General features: G+C 33.5%; 23 protein-coding genes and 4 tRNA genes. 13 read left to right on the forward strand and 14 right to left on the reverse strand.

From position 1 onward, the window contains the following. Positions 1-9 precede the first annotated feature (9 nt). Both PF021_RS07140 and ribE read right to left on the reverse strand, forming a co-directional pair. On the reverse strand, positions 10-291 hold the full coding sequence (locus tag PF021_RS07140) for an EscU/YscU/HrcU family type III secretion system export apparatus switch protein (RefSeq protein ID WP_271021801.1): 282 nt from the start codon (positions 289-291) through the stop codon (positions 10-12). Beyond that, on the reverse strand, positions 291-905 hold the full coding sequence (ribE, locus tag PF021_RS07145; RefSeq protein WP_271021802.1) for a riboflavin synthase: 615 nt from the start codon (positions 903-905) through the stop codon (positions 291-293). The genes PF021_RS07140 and ribE overlap by 1 nt, the downstream gene beginning before the upstream one ends. A 58-nt stretch (positions 906-963) precedes the next feature. Here ribE and PF021_RS07150 point away from each other — a divergent pair, with 58 nt between their 5' ends. Beyond that, positions 964-1,770, forward strand: coding sequence for a TatD family hydrolase (locus tag PF021_RS07150; RefSeq protein WP_271021803.1), 807 nt, complete (start codon positions 964-966; stop codon positions 1,768-1,770). On the opposite strand, the gene PF021_RS07155 is transcribed toward PF021_RS07150, so the two are convergent. Next, complete coding sequence (locus tag PF021_RS07155) at positions 1,767-2,291, reverse strand: phospholipase D-like domain-containing protein (RefSeq protein WP_271021804.1); 525 nt, start codon at positions 2,289-2,291, stop codon at positions 1,767-1,769. The genes PF021_RS07150 and PF021_RS07155 overlap by 4 nt on opposite strands. 77 nt (positions 2,292-2,368) lie before the next feature. On the opposite strand from PF021_RS07155, the gene PF021_RS07160 reads away from it, so the two are divergent. The 7 genes from PF021_RS07160 (at position 2,369) to PF021_RS07190 (ending at position 14,171) form a co-directional block, all read left to right on the forward strand. Then, positions 2,369-4,081, forward strand: a complete 1,713-nt coding sequence (locus tag PF021_RS07160; RefSeq protein WP_271021805.1) for a midas domain-containing protein — start codon at positions 2,369-2,371, stop codon at positions 4,079-4,081. Next, complete coding sequence (gene gmk / locus PF021_RS07165) at positions 4,078-4,704, forward strand: guanylate kinase (protein WP_271021806.1); 627 nt, start codon at positions 4,078-4,080, stop codon at positions 4,702-4,704. The genes PF021_RS07160 and gmk overlap by 4 nt, the downstream gene beginning before the upstream one ends. Before the next feature lie 12 nt (positions 4,705-4,716). After that, entirely contained in the window at positions 4,717-7,977 is a 3,261-nt protein-coding gene (gene carB, locus PF021_RS07170) for a carbamoyl-phosphate synthase large subunit (protein WP_271021807.1), read from the forward strand. Continuing rightward, entirely contained in the window at positions 7,978-8,412 is a 435-nt protein-coding gene (locus tag PF021_RS07175; protein ID WP_271021808.1) for a hypothetical protein, read from the forward strand. Beyond that, on the forward strand, positions 8,412-8,873 hold the full coding sequence (locus PF021_RS07180; RefSeq protein WP_271021809.1) for a hypothetical protein: 462 nt from the start codon (positions 8,412-8,414) through the stop codon (positions 8,871-8,873). The genes PF021_RS07175 and PF021_RS07180 overlap by 1 nt, the downstream gene beginning before the upstream one ends. Before the next feature lie 83 nt (positions 8,874-8,956). Further along, positions 8,957-13,306 carry a beta strand repeat-containing protein gene (locus PF021_RS07185; RefSeq protein ID WP_271021810.1) on the forward strand — a complete coding sequence of 1,450 codons (4,350 nt, stop codon included), beginning with the start codon at positions 8,957-8,959 and terminating at the stop codon, positions 13,304-13,306. Positions 13,307-13,466: 160 nt separating this feature from the next. After that, complete coding sequence (locus PF021_RS07190) at positions 13,467-14,171, forward strand: SIMPL domain-containing protein (RefSeq protein ID WP_271021811.1); 705 nt, start codon at positions 13,467-13,469, stop codon at positions 14,169-14,171. Positions 14,172-14,477: 306 nt separating this feature from the next. Here the strand turns inward: PF021_RS07190 and PF021_RS07195 are convergent. The 4 genes from PF021_RS07195 to PF021_RS07210 all read right to left on the reverse strand — a co-directional run bounded on the left by PF021_RS07195 (position 14,478) and on the right by PF021_RS07210 (position 14,864). Next, positions 14,478-14,565 (reverse strand) — tRNA-Ser (locus tag PF021_RS07195). A gap of 4 nt (positions 14,566-14,569) precedes the next feature. Next, positions 14,570-14,644: transfer RNA gene (locus PF021_RS07200), tRNA-Cys, on the reverse strand. 19 nt (positions 14,645-14,663) lie between these two features. Further along, positions 14,664-14,750 (reverse strand) — tRNA-Leu (locus PF021_RS07205). 39 nt (positions 14,751-14,789) lie between these two features. Further along, a tRNA-Gly gene (locus tag PF021_RS07210) sits at positions 14,790-14,864 on the reverse strand. A 122-nt stretch (positions 14,865-14,986) separates the two neighbouring features. Here PF021_RS07210 and PF021_RS07215 point away from each other — a divergent pair. From PF021_RS07215 to PF021_RS07230, 4 genes are all read left to right on the forward strand, one after another. Beyond that, positions 14,987-15,562 (forward strand): TlpA family protein disulfide reductase, encoded by a 576-nt coding sequence (locus PF021_RS07215; RefSeq protein WP_271021812.1) that lies wholly within the window; start codon positions 14,987-14,989, stop codon positions 15,560-15,562. 2 nt (positions 15,563-15,564) lie between these two features. Continuing rightward, complete coding sequence (ftsY, locus tag PF021_RS07220) at positions 15,565-16,452, forward strand: signal recognition particle-docking protein FtsY (protein WP_271021813.1); 888 nt, start codon at positions 15,565-15,567, stop codon at positions 16,450-16,452. Beyond that, positions 16,453-17,793, forward strand: coding sequence for a DNA repair protein RadA (radA, locus tag PF021_RS07225; protein WP_271021814.1), 1,341 nt, complete (start codon positions 16,453-16,455; stop codon positions 17,791-17,793). A gap of 208 nt (positions 17,794-18,001) precedes the next feature. Beyond that, entirely contained in the window at positions 18,002-18,319 is a 318-nt protein-coding gene (locus PF021_RS07230; RefSeq protein WP_271021815.1) for a hypothetical protein, read from the forward strand. Here the strand turns inward: PF021_RS07230 and PF021_RS07235 are convergent. From PF021_RS07235 to PF021_RS07260, 6 genes are read right to left on the reverse strand one after another with little or no spacing between them, the layout of a single operon-like run. After that, the gene (locus PF021_RS07235) at positions 18,316-19,467 is read right to left on the reverse strand and encodes a sugar transporter (protein WP_271021816.1); all 1,152 of its coding nucleotides are present in this window, start codon (positions 19,465-19,467) and stop codon (positions 18,316-18,318) included. The two genes, PF021_RS07230 and PF021_RS07235, sit on opposite strands and share 4 nt — an antisense overlap. Continuing rightward, complete coding sequence (locus PF021_RS07240) at positions 19,468-20,295, reverse strand: UDP-N-acetylmuramate dehydrogenase (protein WP_271021817.1); 828 nt, start codon at positions 20,293-20,295, stop codon at positions 19,468-19,470. It abuts the gene before it with no gap. Further along, the gene (gene fliQ, locus PF021_RS07245; RefSeq protein ID WP_271021818.1) at positions 20,295-20,561 is read right to left on the reverse strand and encodes a flagellar biosynthesis protein FliQ; all 267 of its coding nucleotides are present in this window, start codon (positions 20,559-20,561) and stop codon (positions 20,295-20,297) included. Before fliQ ends, PF021_RS07240 begins: the two co-directional genes overlap by 1 nt. A 9-nt stretch (positions 20,562-20,570) precedes the next feature. Beyond that, positions 20,571-21,392 (reverse strand): enoyl-ACP reductase FabI, encoded by an 822-nt coding sequence (gene fabI / locus PF021_RS07250; protein ID WP_271021819.1) that lies wholly within the window; start codon positions 21,390-21,392, stop codon positions 20,571-20,573. Beyond that, positions 21,393-22,100, reverse strand: a complete 708-nt coding sequence (locus tag PF021_RS07255) for a triose-phosphate isomerase (protein WP_271021820.1) — start codon at positions 22,098-22,100, stop codon at positions 21,393-21,395. Next, entirely contained in the window at positions 22,075-22,479 is a 405-nt protein-coding gene (locus tag PF021_RS07260; RefSeq protein WP_271021821.1) for a DUF1090 family protein, read from the reverse strand. The genes PF021_RS07255 and PF021_RS07260 overlap by 26 nt, the downstream gene beginning before the upstream one ends. A gap of 86 nt (positions 22,480-22,565) precedes the next feature. Between PF021_RS07260 and PF021_RS07265 the strand changes: the two genes are divergently transcribed. Next, on the forward strand, positions 22,566-23,645 hold the full coding sequence (locus PF021_RS07265) for an FUSC family protein (RefSeq protein WP_271021822.1): 1,080 nt from the start codon (positions 22,566-22,568) through the stop codon (positions 23,643-23,645). Between the two features lie 24 nt (positions 23,646-23,669). Here the strand turns inward: PF021_RS07265 and dcd are convergent, their stop codons facing one another. Continuing rightward, positions 23,670-24,230 carry a dCTP deaminase gene (gene dcd / locus PF021_RS07270; protein ID WP_271021823.1) on the reverse strand — a complete coding sequence of 187 codons (561 nt, stop codon included), beginning with the start codon at positions 24,228-24,230 and terminating at the stop codon, positions 23,670-23,672. Positions 24,231-24,237 lie beyond the last annotated feature (7 nt).

Consider the following 24,237-nt stretch of genomic DNA (forward strand, 5'->3'; position numbering starts at 1 on the left):
AAAATATTATTAATTTTTACTTGCTTGAGCTTTATTTTCTGTGTTGTATAACCATATGAAAACTTCTACTACTGCTTTGTATAGTTCTGGTGGGATTTCTTTATCTATTTCTAAATCCATTAATGAATCCACTAATGCTTTGCTTTGAAACAATGGTATGTCAAATTCTTTTGCTTTTTCTATTATTCTATCTGCTAATAGTCCTTCCCCCTTTGCTAGAACTTTTGGTGCTCTTTGTTTATTTTGTTCATATGCTAGAGCGACGGCTTTTTGTATGTGTTTATTTTGCACTAATACGCTCCTAAGATTCTATCTACTGCTTCCCAAGTGAGCGGACTATTTGGCTTTCTATCTAAAAAATGTTTTATCATTCTTGCAAACATATCTGTTTCTATATTTACTTCATCACCTACTTTGTATGTGTGGAGTAAAGTATTTTGCAATGTGTGTGGGATTATTGTTAGTCTAATTCCATTTTGTAATACTTCATTTATAGTTAGGCTAATACCATTTATACATATGCTTCCCTTTGGGATACATAGACTTAGTATTTCTTGTGTTGTTTTTATATAAAAGTCTGTGCCTATTTTGTGTTTTATTATTTTTGTGATTTCTCCTATACCATCTATATGCCCTTGCACGAAATGTCCATCAAGTCTGTCATTTGTCTTTAGTGCTGGTTCTATATGGACTAGATTCTTGTATGATTTTATTGCTATATTTTTTATGCTCTCTTCGCTTAATTCTAAGGAAAACCCATTTTCTAATATTTCTATAATTGTTAGACATGCACCATTTACAGCTATGCTATCACCTAGTTTTCCTTTGTGTTTTGCAATTATTGTCAGTTTATTGTCTTGTAGGCTTTTTACTTGTGCAATTTCTCTAACCAAGCCTGTAAACATCTATCAATCCTTTAAGGCATGTTGTATTAGAATTTTATTTTAACATAAAGGAATTATTATGAAGCTTTGCGATACACATTGTCATTTAGATGATGAACGATATTTTGATGATTTAGATTTAGTGATAAATAGAGCAAAAGAAAATGGAATTACTAGATTTATAATCCCAGCAGCACACCCAGATGACACAAAAAGAGCACAAGAAATATCTCATAGGCATGATTGTGTATTTTTTGCCACTGGACTTCACCCAAACTATCCTCATTTATATGATGAAAGATTCATAGAATCTTTCATTGAGGATAAAAAATGTGTCGCAATAGGTGAGTGTGGGTTGGATTATTACAATATAGAAGAAGCGTTAAATAGGACACAAATACAAAGTGCAGAAAAGCTAAAAGAACTTCAAAAAGAAGTCTTTGAATCTCAAATAAAACTAGCAATAAAGCATAAAAAGCCATTAATAGTCCATATAAGAGATGCTTCAAATGATTCTTTAGAAATATTACAAAAATACTCTAAAGAGCTTGTAGGTGGTATTTTGCATTGCTTTAATGCAGATTTTCAACTTCTATCTTTAGCAAAAGATGGGTTTTATTATGGTATTGGCGGAGTTTTGACATTTAAAAATGCAAGAAAGCTAGTTGAAGTCTTACCAAAAATACCTTTAGAATCTCTCCTTTTAGAGACAGATTCGCCATATCTTACTCCTCATCCTTATAGAGGTGAGAGAAATGAGCCTAGCTATATACCATTAGTGCTTGATAAAATGAGTGAAATTTTAAATATAGACAAAGAGATTCTAGTTTCTAAAATAAACCAAAACACAGAAACTCTTTTTGGGAATCTTTTTAAAGCGTCTTAGTATTTTTCACATTTTTTAAACATGAGTTCAAAGGCATTTTGTGCCTTTGTTATGAATTCTTTATTTTGCATTATTATTAAATTTTCGTAATTTGTCTCAAATGCACTTTTAGACCAGTTTGCAGAGCCTAAGATTATCTTTTTGCTATCGATAATAGCCATTTTTAGGTGCATTAGCCCTGTATATTTTTTATTTTTTGATAATTCTCCATCCAGTGTGCATACTTCTACATTTTTTAGCTTCGCTAGATAGCCTATTGTTGATTTATCTGGGTTTTTATTTGCCTTTTTATCATAGATTATTCTTATTTTTGTACCTTTTTTAGCAGTGTCTCTTAGTGCTTTTGATATTTCCCTATTTGTGAAGCTATATATGGCTACATCTATGCTTTTTGATGATTCTTTTATTGTTTGTGTTAGTGCCTTTATTGCTTGTTTGCTTTCTTGTGGCATGAAATATATTTCATCAGCATAAACAAAAGATAAAATAGCAATAAAACAAACAAGATATTTTTTTATCATAAAATTCCTTCTTTTAAGATATAAAGTGCTAGAATTGTAGCAGATTTTGGTCTAAACTAGGTCATGGAGTGTTTCTTATGAAGTTGTATTTAGTTAATAAAAATCCGATTATTACAAAGCTTGTAACATTAAGTGCTGGTAAAATAGGACTAGATGTAGAAGAATCACAGGAACTAGACATAACAAACACTAGCGATATTTTATTATTAGATGATGAATGTTATGATGAAACACTCTTTAGCTCCTACAAGGCTAATAACGCAGATTCTAAGTTAATTTTATTTTTCTCCAAATCAACAGACAGGATAGAAGGCTTTGATGAATATGTCCAAAAGCCATTTTTGCCAACAGACCTACTTAAGCTATTAAGCAAACTAACTGGAATTGCCGCAGAGAATACACACGCAGAATCTGATATGTCAGATGATATATCGCAGTTTAACGACGATTCTTTAGATGATTTTGGGTTAGATGGTGATATTGATTTGTCTGGATTAGATGATTTAGGATTAGATGATGAGGATTCAAATATGAATGAGAATAATACTTCAGGTGTATTAGATGAAGATGATGTAAATGAAATTAAAACCCTACTAAATGATGATAGTGATAGTGTAGTTGTAGCTAGTGAAGATTCTGCTAATAATGAGTCTTTAGATATGCCTAGTGATAGTGATATTGGGCTTGATAATGTTTCATTAGATGTAGATTCTAGTAGCACACTCGAAAATCCAATGGAAGGAGCTAATGAATCATTTGACTTTGAAGAAAATGTAGATACAAGTGAAAGTGTGAGTGATGTGTCAGACTTTGATAAAGAGCAGTTTGATGAATTTTCAGCTGATGATGAGAGTAAAGATTCTAGCAATGAAGAGATAGATACAAGTGATCTTTTATCAGAGCTTGATGAGAAGAAAGATGAGAATAATAGCACAGATGATACTTTAGATACTGCTAGTTTGGCTGATGCACTAGATAATCTAAACTTTGATGATGAGCTACCACAAGAGCAACCTAGCGTGGATACTGCAGATTCTAGCCTTACAGATATTATGGATTTAAATATTGATAGCATGGATAGTGTTGAGGGATTAGGAGATAGTATTAGTGATTTAGGTAATGCAGATTCTAGCATGGATAGCACGGAGGATTCCGCACTTGATGATGTTAATCTATCTAGCGAAAGTGCAAACACAGAAGAATCTCTAACAGAAAATGAAAACCTAGATAGCCTAATAGATGAGGTAAGCACAGATACAAGTGATAATATAGCTGATGATATGAAGCTTGAATCTCTAGATGAACTATCTAAAGAAGATGAACCAGGAGACATTCTAGGAGATAGTAAAGAACAAGATAATGCAGATGAAAGTGCAATCACAGAGGATATACAAGATGAACTCTTAGAGATTCCACAAGATAACGAAGAATTCTCACAAGAAGACACAATGCAAGAAGATATGATAAATGACGCTAGTAATGAGTTGCCACAAGTAAAAGAATCACAAGAATCAAAGCTAGAGGCTAATGATAATGAATTTTCAGCTTTAAGCTTAGAGGGTTTAAGCGAGGCATTAGGAGAGCCTATAACAAAAGAGCCAAATACCGCACCAATAGTCCCTAAAGATGCACCAAATGAAAGTGTAAATCTTCCTACAAATATTTCTGCTACTTCACTAGATGGACTAATAGGTGCATTACAAGCATTGCAAACACAGAGCTTAAAGGAATTGCTAAATGGTGCTACTATTAACATTAGCATACAATTCCCAAAAAAAGATGATCTATGATAGATTCTAAACAAAAGGGAGTAATTTTAATTCTATCAGGTCCAAGTGGTGCCGGTAAAAGCTCCCTCTATACTGCTTTAAAAGAATCTTTTCCAAACCATTATTTTTCTATTTCATCTACTACAAGAGATATGCGAGATGGAGAAGTGTGTGGGATTCATTATAATTTTGTTACAAAAGAACAATTTCAAAAAGATATAGAGCTAGGAAATTTTTTAGAATGGGCAGAGGTTCATGGGAATTATTATGGCACTTCAAAAGCTCCTATTTTAAATGCATTAGAGCAAGGGAAGCTAGTTATATTTGATATTGATGTGCAAGGACAGGTAAATGTTAAAAAATCCTTTCCAAATCATACAACTTCGGTGTTTGTAACAACAAAAGATAGCAAGATATTAGAAGATAGATTAATATCGCGTGGCGATATGGATAGTGAAGCCATAAAAAAACGACTTAAAAACGCCAGGTGTGAGCTAGATAATATTTCAAATTTTGACTATCTGCTTATTAATGATGATTTTAACACTACTGCAAGTGAGTTGATATGTATCGTAAAATCAGCCTTTCATAAGGCCAGTTTATACGACTTAGAATCATTTAACAAATCATGGAGTAAATTATAATAAAGAGATAATATGCCAAAGAGAAATGATATACAAACAATTCTACTTATAGGTTCAGGTCCCATAGTTATTGGCCAAGCTTGTGAGTTTGACTATTCAGGCACACAAGCCGCTAAGACTTTGAAGAATCTAGGTTATAAAGTTGTGCTTATAAATTCAAATCCAGCTACCATTATGACAGATCCAGATTTTGCTGATAGAACCTACATAGAGCCAATCACTGAAGAAGTTATTGCAAATATTATCAAAGAAGAAAAAGTTGATGCGATACTGCCAACTATGGGCGGACAGACGGCACTAAATGTTGCGATGAGCATGTATGAGAATGGAATGCTGGAAGGTATCAAGTTCTTAGGTGCAAACCCAGAAGCGATAAAAAAGGGAGAAGATAGACAAGCTTTTAAAGAAACGATGATAAAAATTGGCATGGATCTACCAAAATCACGCTATGCGTATAATATAGAAGAAGCGTTACAGGCAGCCAAAGAGATAGGATTCCCGCTTATTATCCGTGCTAGTTACACACTTGCAGGTGGTGGCAGTGGTGTGGCTTATAATATCGATGAGTTTAAAGCAATAGCACAAAATGGACTTGATGTGAGCCCAATTAGTGAAATTCTAATTGAAGAATCACTTCTTGGTTGGAAAGAATATGAGATGGAAGTTATTAGAGATAAAAATGATAACTGCATTATCGTGTGTAGTATTGAAAACCTTGATCCAATGGGAGTGCATACCGGAGATTCTATAACTATTGCCCCAGCGCTTACTTTAACTGATAAAGAATATCAACGAATGCGAGATGCTTCTTTTAAAATCTTGCGTGAGATTGGCGTAGATACTGGTGGAAGCAATGTGCAATTTGCCATAAACCCAAAAAATGGCAGAATGACAGTTATTGAGATGAATCCGCGTGTATCGCGTAGCTCTGCACTTGCTTCAAAAGCCACAGGATATCCTATTGCCAAGGTAGCTACAATGCTTGCAGTAGGCTTCTCTCTTGATGAGATAAAAAATGACATCACAGGCACACCTGCAAGTTTTGAACCTAGTATTGATTATATTGTTACTAAGATTCCACGATTTACTTTTGAAAAATTCCCACAAGCAGATTCCACGCTTACTACTTCTATGAAGAGCATTGGTGAAGTTATGGCAATAGGCACTACTTTTAAAGAATCTTTGCAAAAGGCACTAAATAGTCTTGAGACAGGGATTTTTGGATTTAACCAAATAAGTAGTGATTTAAATGAGATTCAAAGAAATATAAGAATCCCAAATGCAAACAGAATCCTCTACATCGCTGATGCTTTTAGACGCAATGTAAGCTTAGAAGAAGTGTATGAGTGGTGCAAAATAGACCCATATTTTTTAAAGCAAATACAAGAAATCATAGAATTTGAAAAAGAGGTATCATTCGAATCTTTAGGAGATTCTAGCTTTTTAAGAAGGGCAAAAATACTAGGCTTTAGTGATAGAATGCTTAGCTTTTTAGTTAATTCTAAAGAATCTTTAGAGCTTAGAGAAGAAGATATTTTTGAACTAAGAAAGAAGCATAATATAATCCACTCCTATAATGAAGTAGATACTTGTGCAGCAGAGTTTGCGACACAGACTTCATATCTATACTCTACAATTCCATTTACAAATACACAAGACACACAAAAGCAAGATTCAAAGAAAAAAGTCCTAATTCTAGGTGGTGGACCAAATCGCATAGGACAAGGCATTGAGTTTGATTACTGCTGTGTGCATGCAAGTTTTGCATTGCGTGATATGGGGATAAAGAGCATTATGTATAATTGCAACCCAGAAACCGTGAGCACGGATTATGATACAAGTGATGTGCTATATTTTGAACCAATAACACTAGAATATGTCCAATCTGTAATAGAAAGAGAAAAGCCAGATGGCATAATCGTGCATTTTGGCGGACAGACACCGCTTAAACTAGCTAAGATTCTAACTAAAATAGGTGCGAATATAATAGGTACAAACGCAAAAATCATCGACATAGCAGAAGATAGGGCGAAATTTGCAAAATTCGTAGAAGACAACGGACTGCTTCAGCCCAAAAATGGAACTGCATTTAACAAAGATGAAGCAATAAATATAGCACAGCAAATAGGCTATCCAGTGCTAGTGCGTCCTAGTTATGTGCTAGGTGGTAGGGCGATGAAAATAGTGCATAATGTATCTGAATTACATGAATATATAAATGAAGCCGTTACTTTAAGTGAGGATTCTCCAGTGCTTGTGGATAAATTTTTACAAAATGCAATAGAGTTAGATGTAGATGCAATATGCGACGGAGATGAGGTATATATTGCAGGAATCATGCAGCACATAGAAGAAGCAGGGATTCATAGTGGGGATTCTGCTTGTTCTATACCTACCATTAGCATAAGCAAAGAAAGAATAAGAGAAATAGAGAGCACAACAATGAAAATCGCCAAGAATCTAGGCGTAGTAGGGCTTATGAATATACAATATGCGATTTTTGAAGATACCTTATATCTAATAGAAGTTAATCCAAGAGCATCACGCACCGTTCCTTTTGTGAGCAAAGCTACTGGAATCCCACTTGCAAAAGTAGCTACACATGTAATGGTAAATGGTAGTCTAAAAGACGCTCTAAAAGCATATGACAGATATGGTAGGGTTATATACGAAAATGGACTTTATAAACCTAAAGAGCTAAAGCACATATCGGTTAAAGAATCTGTATTTCCTTTTGATAAGCTAAAAGGTGCGGTTATGATTCTAGGGCCAGAGATGAGATCTACAGGAGAGGTTATGGGCATTAGCCATAGCTTTAGCATAAGCTTTGCCAAGTCCCAACTAGCTTGTAAGAATCAGATTCCTACAAGTGGAGAGGTATTTATTTCTTTACGAAATATAGACAAGTTTCAAGTAGGTAAATTAGCTAAGAATCTCCAAGAGATAGGATTTAGCCTATGTGCCACAAAAGGCACTGCAAAGGCGATAAATGATCTAAATATCCCATGTAAAGAAGTGTTAAAGATAAGCGAGGGAAGACCAAATATCGCTGACATGCTAGCAAATCGAGAGATAGCTCTAGCGATAAATACTAGCGATGAATCTTCTAGTCGAGGTGATACTGATATAATAAGAACTCAAGTGTTAAGAAATAATATCCCATATTTCACCACCCTTGAAGCAGCACTTGTAGCAGTAAATGCAGTATATGAGATAAAGCACACAAACCCAAATGAAGTAAAAGCACTGCAAGATTATCTACTAGAAGTATAAATGTATCCTATATTGTTAGCTCAAAGCGATACTACGGCTGGATTCCTCTCCAAAGATCCAAGTCTGCTAAATAAAGTTAAAAACAGAAGCATAAATCAAAAGATAATAATTACAACAAGCAAACTATCAAATCTAAAATCACTAGCTAGAATCCCAAATATACATAAAAATAAAGTAAGAAGACAGACCCAATCAACATTCATCTACAAGAATAATAAAGCAATAAGGGTAATAAAAGATTCTAAACATTCAAAATTATTAGATAACTTTGACTATCTATATTCCACTTCGGCAAATCCACATAAGCAAAATTTTGAAACCACCTTTGCTATAAATAGTGCAGATATAGTAATATTAGATGAGAGAGGTTTGTATGAAGGCAAACCATCACAAATCTATAAGCTAAATAATAAAACCATAAAAAGGCTAAGATAATGAAAGCAGCAGATATATTACAAAGTATTTTAGTAGGAATTTTTTTGACGCTTGTCTTATATTGCGTGTTTTGGGCGGCTATTTATAACAACTATATACACTTCTATGGGATAAGAGAGTTTTTTAATCCATTCTTTGGAAATGTGGTTAATTTCTATGTGTTTTTTACATTAGCGATTATTTTGGGTATTGGGTTTGCATTGCCTATCATCTCTAGTGTATTTTATATATTATATGTATTATCTCTAGTGTTTTCTCTTACTTTATTTGTTCCCTCATTTGGTAAATATATGGGGTCTAAGCTACTAGCAAAACAAGCAGAAATAATAGTAAAAGGTGAAGGAAAACTAGTAAATAGCATATATGAAAATAACTTCTATATAATATATCTATCATCAGAGATTACCGATACAGATAGCAAAGAAGATAGGGAGAGAAAGCTTATATATTATGAGAAATAATTTTTATTGTTTGCTTTATGTTTATTTTAATATTTGCAATAGTATAATTTAGAGTTTTTTAATTTTTATAGAAGGAGAAGATTGTGAAGAAAAAGACTAATAAAAAATTCACAGCAAGTAAGAAAAGTCTAGTGTTATCACTAGCGTGTGTATCTGTGTTAGCAACTGTTGCTAATGCTGAAATTAGTGGTCTAGATCAGTCTGGTGCAGACAAGTCTAGCGTAAAAGGTGACCAAAATCTAGTTATCAACGAACAAATTTCTGGTAGCATTTTAGATATTAATGGTTTTAGTGGTGGGAAAAACATTACCATAAACAGTGGAGTTACCATAGGAAGCATCACAGATAGTGTAAATCCAAGTAATGGCGATATAGGTAAAGCTCACTCTGGTGGCTTCTCTGGTACTTTTCTAAACCAAGGAACCATAACTGGTGGTGTAGAAATTAAGAACTTTATTGTATCTGGCGGAGAAACTGCAACTTTTAAAAATGATGGCTCTATGGGCTATTTACATTTTGATAAAATAGGTGTAAATCCGACAAATAGTGGGGCTAATGCAGTAATAACTAACAATGGGACTATAGAAGGTGATTTTTCTGTTAAGTTGGTAGATGTTAGCACAAGCAAGAAAGCTTCAGGTGCTAATGTATCTATTACTAACGTTGGACAAATCGGTGGCAATATAGTACTTGATAAGGTAAATGTAGCTATAGTAAATGGTTCTGGAGATGCTACTTTCAATCTAAATAATGAAGCAGGTGCTACAGTTAAAGGTTCCATAAATATTGATAAATTAGTTGTTAGCAATGTTAGTGGCGGTGGAGATTTTGGTAAAATAACAGCCAATATAACTAATGCTGGTACGATTGGTAATGGTATGAATATCGGTTCAATCGACTTCAAAGGCAATGGTGTAAGTGGTGGCTCAATTAATATAGCAAACTCAGGCACTATTAAAGGTTATATGACATTAGGAACAGTAGATATTATTAGCCAATCTGGTTCTCATACGCTAGATATATCTAATAGCGGTCTATTGGATGGTTTAAAACTTAATGGAAATATAACATTAGCAGCTGGTGAAAACAAAGTAAGCAAAGGTTCATCTAATTTAAAAATTTCTAACTCAGGTACATTGGGTACTTTTGAAATAGCTAATGGTGTTAATATAAATGTATCTTCAGGCTCTGCTGTTATTTCAAATACTGGTAGTATTACTGATTGGATTAACAACGGGAATATTAATGCTGAAGGCTCTTCAGGTTCTATAACCATCAGTAACTCTGGCACTATTGAAAACCTTATAAATAATGGTAAGGTTCTAAATAAAACTGGATTTGAAAATAGCGGTAATATTACTAACTTTACTAACTCAAAAACTGGGTTTATTTCTAAAATTACAAATGCTGATGCTTCTGCGAATGCATATATTGGCACATTAAATAATGCTGGTAAAATAACAACAATAGTAAATGGTGGCACTTCTTCATATGGCACAATTAATACCCTAGTAAATACAGGTTCTATTGGTTCAGGTGCTAATACTGCTGCTGGTGTTGCAAATAATGCTGGAAGTGTTATTAACACAATTGCTAACTATGGAAACATTATAGATGGTGCAAATTTCTCTGGAGCTAATGCTGCTATTTATAACCTAGGTTCAATTGGAACAATTATTAACTCAAATAAGTTTATCACTGAGAGCCCAGATGGTAGCGGTTCTACTACAACTTCTACAGCTGGTAAAATAGGACATATAGTAGCAAGCGGTGCTAGCGGTGCTGGTACTATTTCTTTGATAGACAACCAACAAGGTGCAAGTATCACTGGAATATTCAACAACGCTACATCAATTAGCAATATTCAAAATGCTGGCAATATTGGTTCTATTAAATTAAATGGTGGAGATAAAGCTACTGATAATAGCGCTACAATTGGCACTATTACAAACGCTATTGATGGTGTAATTGGCTCTATTGCTTTAAATAGTAGTGGTGCTTCAGCTACAATCGATACTATAAATAATGCTGGTGTTATTGGAAATAAAAATGCTACTAACTCAACACAAGATGCTATTTCATTTAAATCTGGTGGTGGAAACATAGCTACACTTAATAATACTGGAAGCATTAATGGTAATATCAACCTAACTGATGTTAGTGGAAATGGTATTGGAACCCTTAATAACTCAGGAACAATTACTGGAAAAATTACTTTAAATGGTGGCAAACTGGATGCTTCTTCTGTTGCAACTATTAATACGCTTACTAACTATGAAACAGGTTCAATTGGTGAAATATTAGTTGGTAGCAATAGTGGTGGTCATATTGGAACTCTTAACAACTACGGAACAATTACAAATGGTATAACTATAGCTAATGGTTCTGGTTCAATTGTAAACTTAAACAACTACTCTACACTTGGAAATGTTGATACTGGTAAAGTTGGTTTAACTAACAATAACACAATCGACAATCTAAGAAACTATGAGACAGGTTCAATCGTATATGCTGGAACTGGAACAATCGATAAGCTTCTAGATAACAAAGGAACAATTGCTTTAGCTAAAGGAACTTCTAATGCTATAAATCTAGCAGATGGTGCAAGAGTAACAAATACTGGTAAAATCATAGGTTCTCAAGATGGAGTTAGTATATTTAGCACTATGGGAGCTATTAGCATCAACAATACAGGTTCAGTAGATGTTAGAAACTATAAGCAATCTCAAATTCACCTATCTGGTGCAGGTGCAAGTGCAAACATTGAAGCTTGGAAACTAACTCTAAATGAAAGCACATCAACATTTAACAACACTCCTGGATATACATACAGAGTAAGTGATGAAAGATATCTATCAGGCACATTTATTCCTGCAGAAGTAACTCCTCCAACAGATGGAAGTGGTGGTGATACAGGTAGTGGTGCAGATGTTGCAACTCCAAAAGGTAAGTGGGTATTTACAACTATTGGTTCTGGTGCTAATACAGATTCAAACAAAATGAATGCTAATTCACATATTTATGTATCTAAAGATGAGAATGGTAAGTTTGAAAATGTAAACTTCCTAGATAAATCTATAGTTCTAGATCTATCAACTCAAGGCTTTGAAATAGGTCAAGTATATAATATGGATAATCTAGTATATGGTGTTGATAATAACGGTCTATTAACAGGTATAGGTTCTGCTGAATGGACTATTAAAGACAATGGTAGTGGTAATGGAACACTAGTATATGAATTAGATAGTGGTGCTTCAAGCGTTAATGGTGGTAGAGGTCTAACATCTGCTAACTTAGCAATCCAAGATGATCTATACACTATTAGTGATACATTCATTGATACAATAACTTCTGAAAAGGGTGATGGTAAGAGAGTAAGAGGTTTCTCTGTTGGTGTTGATGTAGCAAATGGTGCTGGAGCAATCCTAGCTCAAGGTCTAACAAATGTTAGTGCTAGAAGATCTCTATTCATTGATTCAATTACAACAACAGCTATCCAAGCTACAGTTGATCAAACAAATAGAATGCAACAAGTTAGCTACAATGATAGTGATGTTAATTTTGAAAGCCTAGCTAAATATGCTCAAATCTCTACAGATGCATATAGTGCAACAACAAATAGAGATACATATTTCTATGCAATACCTTACTATACAGCAGATAGCATGGATCTACAAGGTGGATTTGAAAACCTAGAAGGTAACACTTATGGTCTTATTGCTGGTGCTCAAAAGAATCTATATGATGCAGGTATAGTTGGTATCTTCTTCGGATTTGAAAGTGGTAGCTATGATACAAGTGCTAGATACACATCATACAAGCAAGATGACTTAACATTCTATGGTGGTCTAAACTACTATAAAGTATTAGGTGGAACAGAAAGCAGAGAATACTATGTAAAAGCTATAGCTAAAGCTGCATTAATTAGCTCAGATGTTTCAAGAAGCACAACAGCAGGAAGTGGAACTGGTGATGCAAGCGTAGATAGTGCTAACTTTGGTGCTGGTGTTGATTTAGGTATCAATTTCTATCTAACAGATGCTCATGTAATTTCACCAGAAATTGGTATAAGCTATGATAGATTAAATACTGATAGTTTTGTAATAGGCAATCAATATTATGAAGAAAGCGATGCAAATCTATTACAAGGTAAAATAGGATTTAACTGGTTAGCTCAATGGTCACCAGTATTTAGCACAAATTTCGGTGCAGGTATCAAAAACAACTTCACAGGTGATATTGATACAGCTGTAAGAATTGACAATAATCACATTAGCCAAACAGTTGATCTACCAAGCACATATCAATATGTTCAAGGTGGTCTAAGCTATATGATTACTAATAACATTGAAGTTTCTCTAAACTACAATGGTAACTATTCAAGTGATACATCATCTCACTCAGGTCTATTAAGACTAGGTATGTGGTGGTAAGCGATTCTTCCCTCTAAGGGAGGAGTAAATTCAATTCTTTACAATCTTCTTTCTTAAAAGTCTAAGTTTCAACACTAAGTTGGATCTTAGCTTTTAGAATTAACACTCTTTTTATTTTTGTTGTAAAATCAAGTTTTAATTTAGGGAAAATGGAGTTTTTATGTCTAGAAGTAGTGCTTTTATATTGGGATTAGCATTTATAATTGGTAGTATAGTAGTCTTTTTTGGTGGTCTGAAACTTGGAGAGGAGTTTCTATCTAAAGAAAGAAGTGTTATTGTTAAGGGGCTAAGTCAAAGGGAAGTGGAAGCAGATATTATTGTCTTGCCGATACAATTCAGCAAAGCCAGTAATGATTTAAACGCTTTATCAATAGAGCTAGAGAGTGATTCTAAGAAAATTTATAACTTTTTGCTTGAATCTGGCTTTAGTAATGATGAAATAACCTTTATGCCAAATACTATAAATGACAAAATAGGTAATTCATATAATAGCGACGCTCAAATTGCGTATAGATATGATGGTTCTGGTGGACTTACTCTATATACCGATAAAATAAAACTTGCAAGAGATGTAATGAATAATTTATCAAGCTTGAGCAAACAAGGCGTTATCATACAAATTAATAATTATGAAATAGAATATTTATATACAAAACTAAATGATATAAAGCCTTTGATGATAGAGGAGGCTACAAATAATGCAAGAGAAGTTGCAAGTAAGTTTGCACAAGATTCTAATAGCAGTCTAGGTAAGATAAAGAAAGCTTCTCAAGGTCAATTTAGCATACAAAATAGAGATAAAAATACAAAGCATATAAAGACTATAAGGGTTGTATCTACTATTGAATACTATTTAAAAGATTAAGTTGTTCTTGTGTTTGTTAGTATGCTTTAATCTAAATAAGCTATAAAAGCTTTGTTTGGCTTTTGTCTTTAGTTTGTTAGTGGGAGTGATGTCTGCTTCCATTATATCTGCATAAAACACTTAATAAGAAGCGTTTATATTTTGGTTTGCTCTAGCAAATAATAGTTAAAATTTTATATTTCAATGCAAACAAAATTTAGTATTTTGTAATATCGCTTGAATCTTTTCTTTTTACTTTTGTATTGACTTTACTTGTTGTGCTTGAACAATGCTAGAGAACAATGAAAATAAAGTGTGAAAATAAAGTGGCCGGGAGAGAGGGATTCGAACCCCCGGAGGTGTGACCCTCAACGGTTTTCAAGACCGCCGCTTTCGACCACTCAGCCATCTCCCGAGAATGGAGGCGACACCCAGATTCGAACTGGGGAATCAAGGCTTTGCAGGCCCATGCCTTACCGCTTGGCTATGTCGCCAACAAAACAACAAAATAAGTGGTGCCCAGAGCCGGACTTGAACCGGCACGGACGCAATGTCCGAGGGATTTTAAGTCCCTTGTGTCTACCATTCCACCACCTGGGCTTATAAATATAAAATAAAAACTTATACTTTTTATGATTATGGAGCGGGAGACGGGGATCGAACCCGCGGCCCCAACCTTGGCAAGGTTGTGCTCTACCACTGAGCTACTCCCGCAAATTAAAAAAGAAATGTGATTATAGCTATGGTTTTTTTAAAATTTTATAAAATTTTACATTTAATAGTAAATTTTACAAAAAATGTTAGAATCGGCAAATTTTATTTTTTAGGTTTATGATATGAAATTAATTGTTATGTTGTTTATGATTTTTATGATTGTTGGTTGTGATACAAGAAAAGATATAGATGATGCACAAATCAAAAGTGAAAAATTAATAAATCTCACATTAAGTGCAAATAATGGTGAAAAGGTAGAGATAAAGCAGATACAAGCAACAAGCGATAATTTATTAGAAAATTTAGAAGTTAAAGGAAGTAGCGAGATTGTTTTGTTGTTTTTCTTTACTACTTGGTGTGAGCCTTGTTTGGGTGTTATGCCACATATGGAAAGATTGTCTATGCAATTTGATAACAAAGTCAAGATTTATGGAATCCCTATTGATGATTTTGTTGGAGAAATTGAGAATTTTGAAAGTAGTGTTATGCTGTTTGTAAATAGCAATGAAATTAAAATGCCAATCATTGTTGATAATTTTAGGCTTGAGTTGTTGGAATACTTGCAAAATATAGAAGGAATACCGTTACTAGCTTTATATGATAATGGATCATATGTTATTGATTATTTGGGTGCTATACCTGAAGAAATGCTTGAATTTGACATTACACAATTATTAAATAAAGATAATCAAGGATAGATATGTTTGGAATCTTTAAAAAAACTATGCAAAAAACAACAGAAAATATAAAAGAGCTAATACCAAAAGCCAAGAAAAAGCTAAGCAAAGATGAGCTTGAGGAAATTTTGATATCTACTGATATGGATTATGAATTAGTCGAGCTAATACTCTCTCCTCTTGGTGATGAGATAAGTAAAAATGAACTTGAAGTTGCATTGCTTAGGTTATTCCGCGGAGAGAGCTATTATGATAAGGTAAAGGAAGTTAAAGTAGAAGCTAAGCCTTTTGTGGATTTGATAGTTGGGGTAAATGGAGCTGGTAAAACAACCACAATAGCAAAACTTGCAAATTTATATAAAAAGAATGGAAATAGCGTCATTTTAGGGGCTGGAGATACATTTCGTGCTGCTGCAATTGAGCAGTTGCAATTATGGGGAGATAGGCTAAAGATTCCTGTAATAGCTTCTAAACAAGGACATGATCCTAGTGCGGTCGCCTTTGATACTATAAGTTCTGCAGTGGCAAAAAATATAGATAATGTAATAATAGATACTGCAGGAAGATTGCACAATCAAAGTAATTTACAACAAGAATTAGAAAAAATAATGAGAATCTGCAACAAAGCAAAAGAAGGCTCACCACATAGGAAAATACTAATACTAGATGGCACTCAAGGCACTTCAGCAATAGAACAAGCAAAGATATTTAGCCAAACACTAAATGGTGTAAATGGTGTTATCATAACCAAGCTTGATGGCACAAGTAAGGGTGGGGCTATATTTAGCATTATACATACTCTAAGAGTGCCTGTGTTATACATTGGCGTAGGAGAGGGTGCTGATGATTTGGTAGAGTTTGATGAGAGTGAGTATATAAATACTATTTTAGATTCAATATATGGCAACTAAATGGCAAAGAAAAAAGTAGTAATTTATGAATGTCAGCATTGTGGATTCCAAAGTTCAAAGTGGCTTGGTAAATGCTCTAATTGTAATGCTTGGGATAGTTTTTTAGAATTAAAAGATGAGCATATACAAGCCTTTGGCACTACTCCTTTAGATGTAAAAATTACTCCAATAACAGAAATAAAAGATGAAGAATATATAAGGTTTAGCTCATGTGAGAGTGAGTTTGATATAGTACTTGGTGGTGGAATCGTGCTTGGTGGGCTATATTTGGTTGGTGGAAGCCCCGGAGTTGGCAAATCAACTTTGCTACTTAAAATATCAAGTAATTTAGCAAAAAATAATAAATCCGTATTGTATGTAAGTGGCGAGGAGAGTGCATCTCAAATAAGAATGAGGGCAGAGAGATTAGATGCATTAGATGATAATTTGTATTTATTAAATGAAATAAAGCTAGAAGATATAATTAGTGCTATTAAAGCCAATCAAAATAAGTTTAGCATGCTTGTAATAGATAGTATCCAAACTATATATAGTGAAAAAATAAGCTCTAGTGCAGGTAGTGTATCGCAGGTTAGAGAAGTTACATTTGAGCTTATGCGACTTGCAAAAAGTTTGCAAATATGTATTTTTATAATCGGACATATTACAAAAGATGGCTCTATTGCAGGTCCTAGAATCTTAGAACATATGGTTGATTGTGTGTTGTATTTTGAGGGGGATTCAAGTAGGGAGCTTAGATTTTTAAGAGGGTTTAAGAATCGTTTTGGAAATACTAGTGAGGTTGGTATTTTTGAGATGAAAAGAAATGGGTTAGTTGGTGCAAAAGAGGCTTCAAAGATGTTTTTTGCCTCTAAAGGAGCAAGTCCAGGCAGTGCATTAAGTGTAGTGCTAGAAGGTAGTAGGGCATTGGTGCTAGAAGTTCAAGCGTTAGTTAGTGATTGTGCTTATGGTATGCCTAAGCGTTCATCAACTGGGTTTGATAGTAATAGGCTAAATATGATTTTAGCACTCTTGGAGAGGAAGCTTGAGATTCCGCTAAATAGATATGATGTTTTTATTAATGTTACTGGTGGGATTAAGATTGTGGAGACTTCTGCAGACTTAGCAATTGTTGCTGCAATTATTTCTAGCTTTAGAAATAGAGTGATATCAAATTCTAGCGTGTTTATTGGTGAGGTTAGCTTGGTTGGTGATATTAGAGATGTCCCAAATATAGAACAACGACTAAAAGAAGCACAATCTCTAGGTATAGATAAAGCAATACTGCCTAAAAAACCACAAAATAGCACTATAAAATGCTTTGAAGTATGTGAGGTTACTAAGATAGTTGATTGGATGTAAATTTTTTATAATTTATATTTGTTGATGTAGTATGTATGGTAATACTATTTATAAGAAGTAAATTATGAAAAAAATTATTTCAGTATCCATGTTAATGTTTGTTTTGGCTACAAATTCATTTGCTATTAATTGCACCTTTTATGGAAATTGTCAAACAGATAAGCAACCTAATATTGCAAGATGTAGCTTGTAAATATCTTGGTATTTGTTGGTAGTTTTATTTAAAATCCATGTTAAAGGATTACTATGGAATATTTCTAAAGCTTTTAAAGGTATTTATGCGACAGTTATGATGAGTGATAAGCCTATGAGTCAAAGTGAGATTCTAAGCTTAATTAAACAACAAGAGAGTAGGTTTCTTATATATTCTAAAGAAAAACAAGATGAAAAATTACAAAAAGAAGAAAGCAAGGCAAATTCCACAAAAGAAAGTAAGGAAGCAAACGATGAAGTAGGTGTAGATGAGAATGTAGAAACTAAATTGCCAAAAGGAAATGATAGTGCAGGTTTGGAGCTAACAGCTTAGTGCTGTTGGATAGATTTAATTGGTCTTATAAGAAAGTAAATCACACTAAGTAAGGCAATAGCACCTCCTGCATAGCCAATTAGTCCAATTGAAGCCCTCTCTACTACTATACCTCCGACAAATGCTCCTCCTCCTATGCCTATATTATAAATCCCAGAAAACATTGACATAGCAACGGGTGTGCCTTTTGTAACAGAGTTTATAACTAGTGATTGGAAAGTTAGGGCAAAGAGCATTATGCATAAGCTCCATACAATACATAGACTAACTAAAGCTATAGGATTCTTCGCAGAAACTGCTAGTAGGATTAAACTTAGCATAATCCCAAATAATGCAATGTATGGGAATATTTTTTCATTTTTTTTGTAGTATTTAGTAAATATCACACTGCTAACAAATCCCATAATCCCATATAGTGATAGCATTATGGTTATTACTTGATTGTTAAAGTATGCAATTTGTGCAAAAAATGGTTCTATATAGCTATATGCACTAAAGTGTGCCGTTATTATTGTTGCAGTAATTATATAGATAGTGATTAAATTTGGAGCTTTTAGAATCTCTGGCATATCTCTTAGCTTTATAGCACCTGCACTTGGCATTTTTGGGAATGTCTTTAAGATTGCAAAAAATACTAAAAACGCTACTATTCCTATACATAAAAATGTAACTCTCCAGCCTAGATACAAGCCTATTGTTCTGCCTATTGGTAGCCCTGCTACAAATGCTATTGCAGAGCCACTAACCACCATGCTTAAAGCAAGAGATTCTTTACCTTTAGGAGCTGCTTTGACTGCCATTGGGGTAGCAATAGACCAAAATATAGCATGAGATAGTGCAACTATGATTCTAGATATCATTAGTGTTGTGTAATTTGTGGATATAAAAGATATTATATGTGCTATTGCAAAGACTAAAATAACCCCTAAGAGCAACTTTTTTAGCTCCATTTTTGAAAATGTAAGCATAAGTGGTAATGAAGCTAATGCTACAACCCACGCATATATTGTAATTAGCAGTCCTGATTCTCTCTCGCCAATCCCAAAATCATTTGCTATTAGACTTAAAATACCTATTGGCACAAACTCTGAAGTATTTAATACAAATGCTGCAAAGCTAATTGCCAAAACGCCGATATATGCTTTCAATCATTCTCCTTGTAATATTTGGACTTCTTCTTGTAGTTGTATTTTGTGAATCTCTAGTGCTTTTTGTTTTGCTAGACTTATTAGCTCTATTGCATCAAAAAATGATGAATCCCCTAGATTTATTAAAAAATTTGCATGTTTTGGGCTAAACATTAATGATTTATTCTTGCCAAAACCAATTCCTTTTAGTCCGCATTCTTCTATTATCTTCCCTGCAAAGTTATTTGGTGGATTTTTAAAACAGCTCCCAAAGCTTGGTTCTTTTGGCTGATTACTCCTCATTTGCCTAAATAATGGCACTAAAGATTCATTAAAGCCAACTTCTTTTTTGAAGATTCCTGCAAAGATAAGAGAATTTATATTGCTTGTTCTATATCCTAAGTTTAGTAGTTTAGAATCTATAAACTCTAACTTGCGAGAATCTTTTATGCTTAAGATTCCTAAAAGATTCTTCTTTATCTCATATTCCTTTAAACCTGCATTCATTTTTATAATCCCACCAATTGAACCGGGCAAACCACATAAAATTTCAAAACCAGATAGATTGTTTTTCTTTGCATAAGAAAATAGTCTGCCACTTTTTGTATTTGCTCCTACTTCTAGGTAGTCTTCACAATCTTTTATATAGTCAAACTCATTTCCTAATTTTATTAGTTCATTTGTATTTGGTGCAACTAGCAAATTATTTGCAAAACCTATGATTTTTGGAGTTTTGTAAGTATTTAGAATCTCATAGTAATCAAGCGGAGATTCTATTATTGTTACTTCATTTATAGAGCCTATTTTTATGCTTGTGTATTTTGAGAAGTCTATTTGTTTTTTTTGCATTAAAAAATAAAAGTTGGCATCATGTTAAAGATTCTAGCAGTAAAGTCAAGTAGCATATTTAGCATCCATGGCATTGTAAAGATTATCACAACAATAACTGCTAGAATCTTTGGAACAAATGTAAGTGTCATTTCGTTTATTTGAGTGGTAGCCTGGAATATGCTTATTAATAAACCAACAACTAGTCCTACAAGCAACATAGGTAACGATAATATTAATGTTATTTTGTAGGTTTCTATTGCTAGATTCATAAGCTGTGCTTCCATACCTTTCCTTTATTTGTCTAGTTCCCAAACCATTGATGCTTTGCCATCTCTTTCTTCTACTGCACACATTCCCATTATATTGTATCCACAATCAACATAATGAATCTCTCCAGTGACCGCACTTGATAGAGGAGATAATAAATACATAGCAGAGTTTCCAACTTCCTCTATGCTTACATTTTTTCTTAAAGGAGAATTTAGTTCATTCCATTTTAATATGAATCTAAAATCACCAATACCGCTTGCTGCTAGTGTTTTTATTGGTCCTGCTGAAATTGCATTTACTCTTATGCCTCTAGCTCCTAAATCATGTGCTAAATATCTCACACTAGATTCTAGTGCCGCTTTTGCAACCCCCATTACATTATAGTGTGCTACATGCTTTACACTTCCTAAGTAGCTTAGAGTTAAAATTGAAGCATTATCATTTAGTAGTGGCTCAAATTCCCTGCATAGCTCTATTAGAGAATACACAGATATCCCCATAGCTGTGTTGAATGCTTCCTTGCTTGTATTAAGAAAGCTACCATCTAGTGCATCTTTTGGTGCAAATGCTACGCTATGCACGATAAAGTCAAGTTTGCCGAAATCTTTTTGTATTTGTTGTCTTAGCTTCTCAAAATGTTCTTTTTTGCTTACATCTAGTTCATATACATATTTAGAATCCCCAATTTCTTCTGCTATTGGTCTTACTCTTTTTTCTAATTGTTCATTTAGGTATGTTAGAGCTATTGTTGCACCTTGCTCTTTGCATGCCTTTGTTATCCCATATGCTATTGATTTGTTATTAGCAACTCCTACTATAAGTCCCTTTTTGCCTTGCATTATCATTTAACACTCCTTAGAATTTTCCAAAATTTTACAAAAGCTTCCTAGTTCCCAGCTAGCACTGCCAACTAAGATTCCATCAACTCCACTTATGCTTAGTATATCTTTTGTATTATCTGGCTTTACGCTCCCTCCATAAAGAAGTGGAATCTTACCTAATTTTTGTTTTAATTTACTATGCACATTTTCTATATCACTGCAAGTTGCACTAACTCCAGTGCCTATCGCCCATATTGGCTCATAAGCGATAATCAATTTATCATAATTTATATCAATTCCTAAAAGTTCAGATTCTAAGAAGCTTAAAGTAGAATCTAGTCCATTTTGCTTGGTTTTTAGATTCTCTCCTATGCAGTATATTATGGTAAATCCATATTGTTTAAAAAAGTTAAATTTTTCAATGCAAATTTCTTGGCTTTCTTTTATAATCTCTCTTCTCTCACTATGTCCTATTAGAATTGTATTTATATTAAATTCTTGTAGTTGATTTAGCCCTATTTCTCCTGTAACTGACCCACTTTCTATTGGATAGGCATTTTGAGAGCCTATTGTTAGATTTTTGAAACTATCTTCTAGGAGTGCTGTATTAGGAGGGAATACAAAAACTCTATTGTTTGAATCTTGACTTAGAGATTCATCTAGTTTTGTTATGAATTCTTGTGTGCTTTTTCTTGTGTGATTAGTTTTAAAGTTGCTTGCTATTATTTTCATTTACTTCCTTTTTTAATAGCTCTAATATAGATATTTCTAAGTTTAATTCTCTTTTTATATCAAGAACTTTTTGTTCTAGTTTTGATATTTTATCCATATCTTTGCCTTTGAATTTTGCCTTTTGCAAGTCATATTCTTTATCTTCTAATTTATCCTTTAGTTTATTGATTGTTTTTTGTTGATTTTCTATTATATCTTTATCGTTACAATATTTTAGATGATTGTTTAGTGCTATTGTTAGCTTTTCTTTGGTGTATTTTAGATTTGATTGTTTTGCTATGCTTATTTTTTGTTCTATTATTTTGGTTTTTATATCACATAAATTTCCTGCATTAAGAGACAATAAAGACATTGTAAAAGTCATAACAATTTTATTCATGGTAAGTCCTCCTTTTATGTTTGTGCTAGATTTTGTAATTATATCAATATTTGGTGTTATAATGGTGTAAAAAGCAAGGTTGCGCCATGCAATACAATAAACTAATTGAAAGTGTAAAATTGATTTTTACATGGAATAAGAGTGATAGACTTTGGCAAATGCCATTTTTTGCTGGGCTTGGTGTTGGTATTATTTTGTTTATTGCGGGTTATTTTAATAGACCAGATTTAGGACTTGTAGCAATAATAGGCGCAAATATTTTTTTATATGTGCAAGATACGCCTATTTATCATAAAATGGTTGTTTGTTTTTGTTGTGCATTTGGTATGACTACTTCTTTTGCTTTAGGGCTTATTGGGCAGTCTTTTCCGTTTTTGATACCTATTATAATTTTTTTTGTTACGATGATTAGTGCTCAAGTTGTTAGGTATTTTAGCATAGGTGCTCCGGGTTTTTTCTTTTTTACATTTGCTGCAATTTTAGGGACTTATATACATTTTGATATTGAAGATTATCCATTTGCCATAGGACTTGTTGCCTTAGGCACTATGCTTGCCAATGTTATGGTATTGCTTTACTCTTTAGTTGTTATATATGTCTTTCATCATTCTCCCAAGCCAGTGCCAAAGCTTGGAGAGTTTGGATTTGGAGTTATTGTTATTGATCCAATAATTATTGCCTTTTTTGTTGCGTTTTCTATGTATTTGCAGAGCTTTTTTGAGCTTGATAGAGGATATTGGGTTGGAATCTCTTGTGCTGCAGTTTTAACCGCTGTTACATTTAAGCAAATATGGGTCAAGCAATTTCAAAGAATTCTAGGCACTATTGTAGGTGTTTGCTTTTCGTATTTTTTATTGCATTTTTCACTCCCTCCCATATATTTTGCTTTGCTTATGATGTTTTTTATGTTTTGTGGAGAGTTTTTAGTAGTTAGAAATTATGCCTTAGCTATGGTGTTTCTAACGCCTTATTCTACATATTTAGCAGAGGTGTCTAGCTTTATGAATTATGACCCTGATTTGATTATCAAATCTAGAGTGTTTGATATTGTAATTGGTAGCTTAATTGGATTGCTTGGAGGAGCATTTATGCATTGGAGTGCATTAAGAGGAGTGATAGATAAAGTAGCTAGAAGGATTGTTTTTAGATGGATTGGTAGAGATTAGGCAAGATTGGGAGAATCCCAAAGACTATTTTAGGATTCTAGGTAGTGTAATTCCAGTTTGTTCTTGATACTTGCCTTTTTTATCTTTATAGCTTACTTCGCAATCCTTATCTCCTTGTAAAAATAGAACTTGTGCAATTCCCTCATTTGCATATATTTTTGCAGGTAGTGGCGTTGTATTGCTTATTTCTATTGTTATATGTCCTTCAAATTCTGGTTCAAAAGGAGTGACATTTACGATTATCCCACATCTTGCATAGGTGCTTTTACCAAGGCAAATAGCCAAAATATTTCTAGGAATCTTAAAATATTCAATAGTCCTTGCTAGTGCAAATGAGTTTGGAGGGACAATACACACATCGCCTATGAAATCAACAACATTGGCAGAATCAAAGTTTTTAGGATCTACAACCATAGCATTTATGTTTGTAAAAATTTTAAATTCATTGCTTACTCTTATATCGTAGCCATAGCTTGATAGTCCATAGCTTACAACGCCTTTTCCTACTTGATTTTCACAAAATGGCTCTATCATCTTGTGTTTTAGTGCCATTTCTCTTATCCAGCTATCTTCTTTTAATCCCATAATTTGC

The sequence above is a fragment of the Helicobacter ibis genome, from assembly GCF_027859255.1.
Classification (GTDB): Bacteria; Campylobacterota; Campylobacteria; order Campylobacterales; family Helicobacteraceae; genus Helicobacter_D; species Helicobacter_D ibis.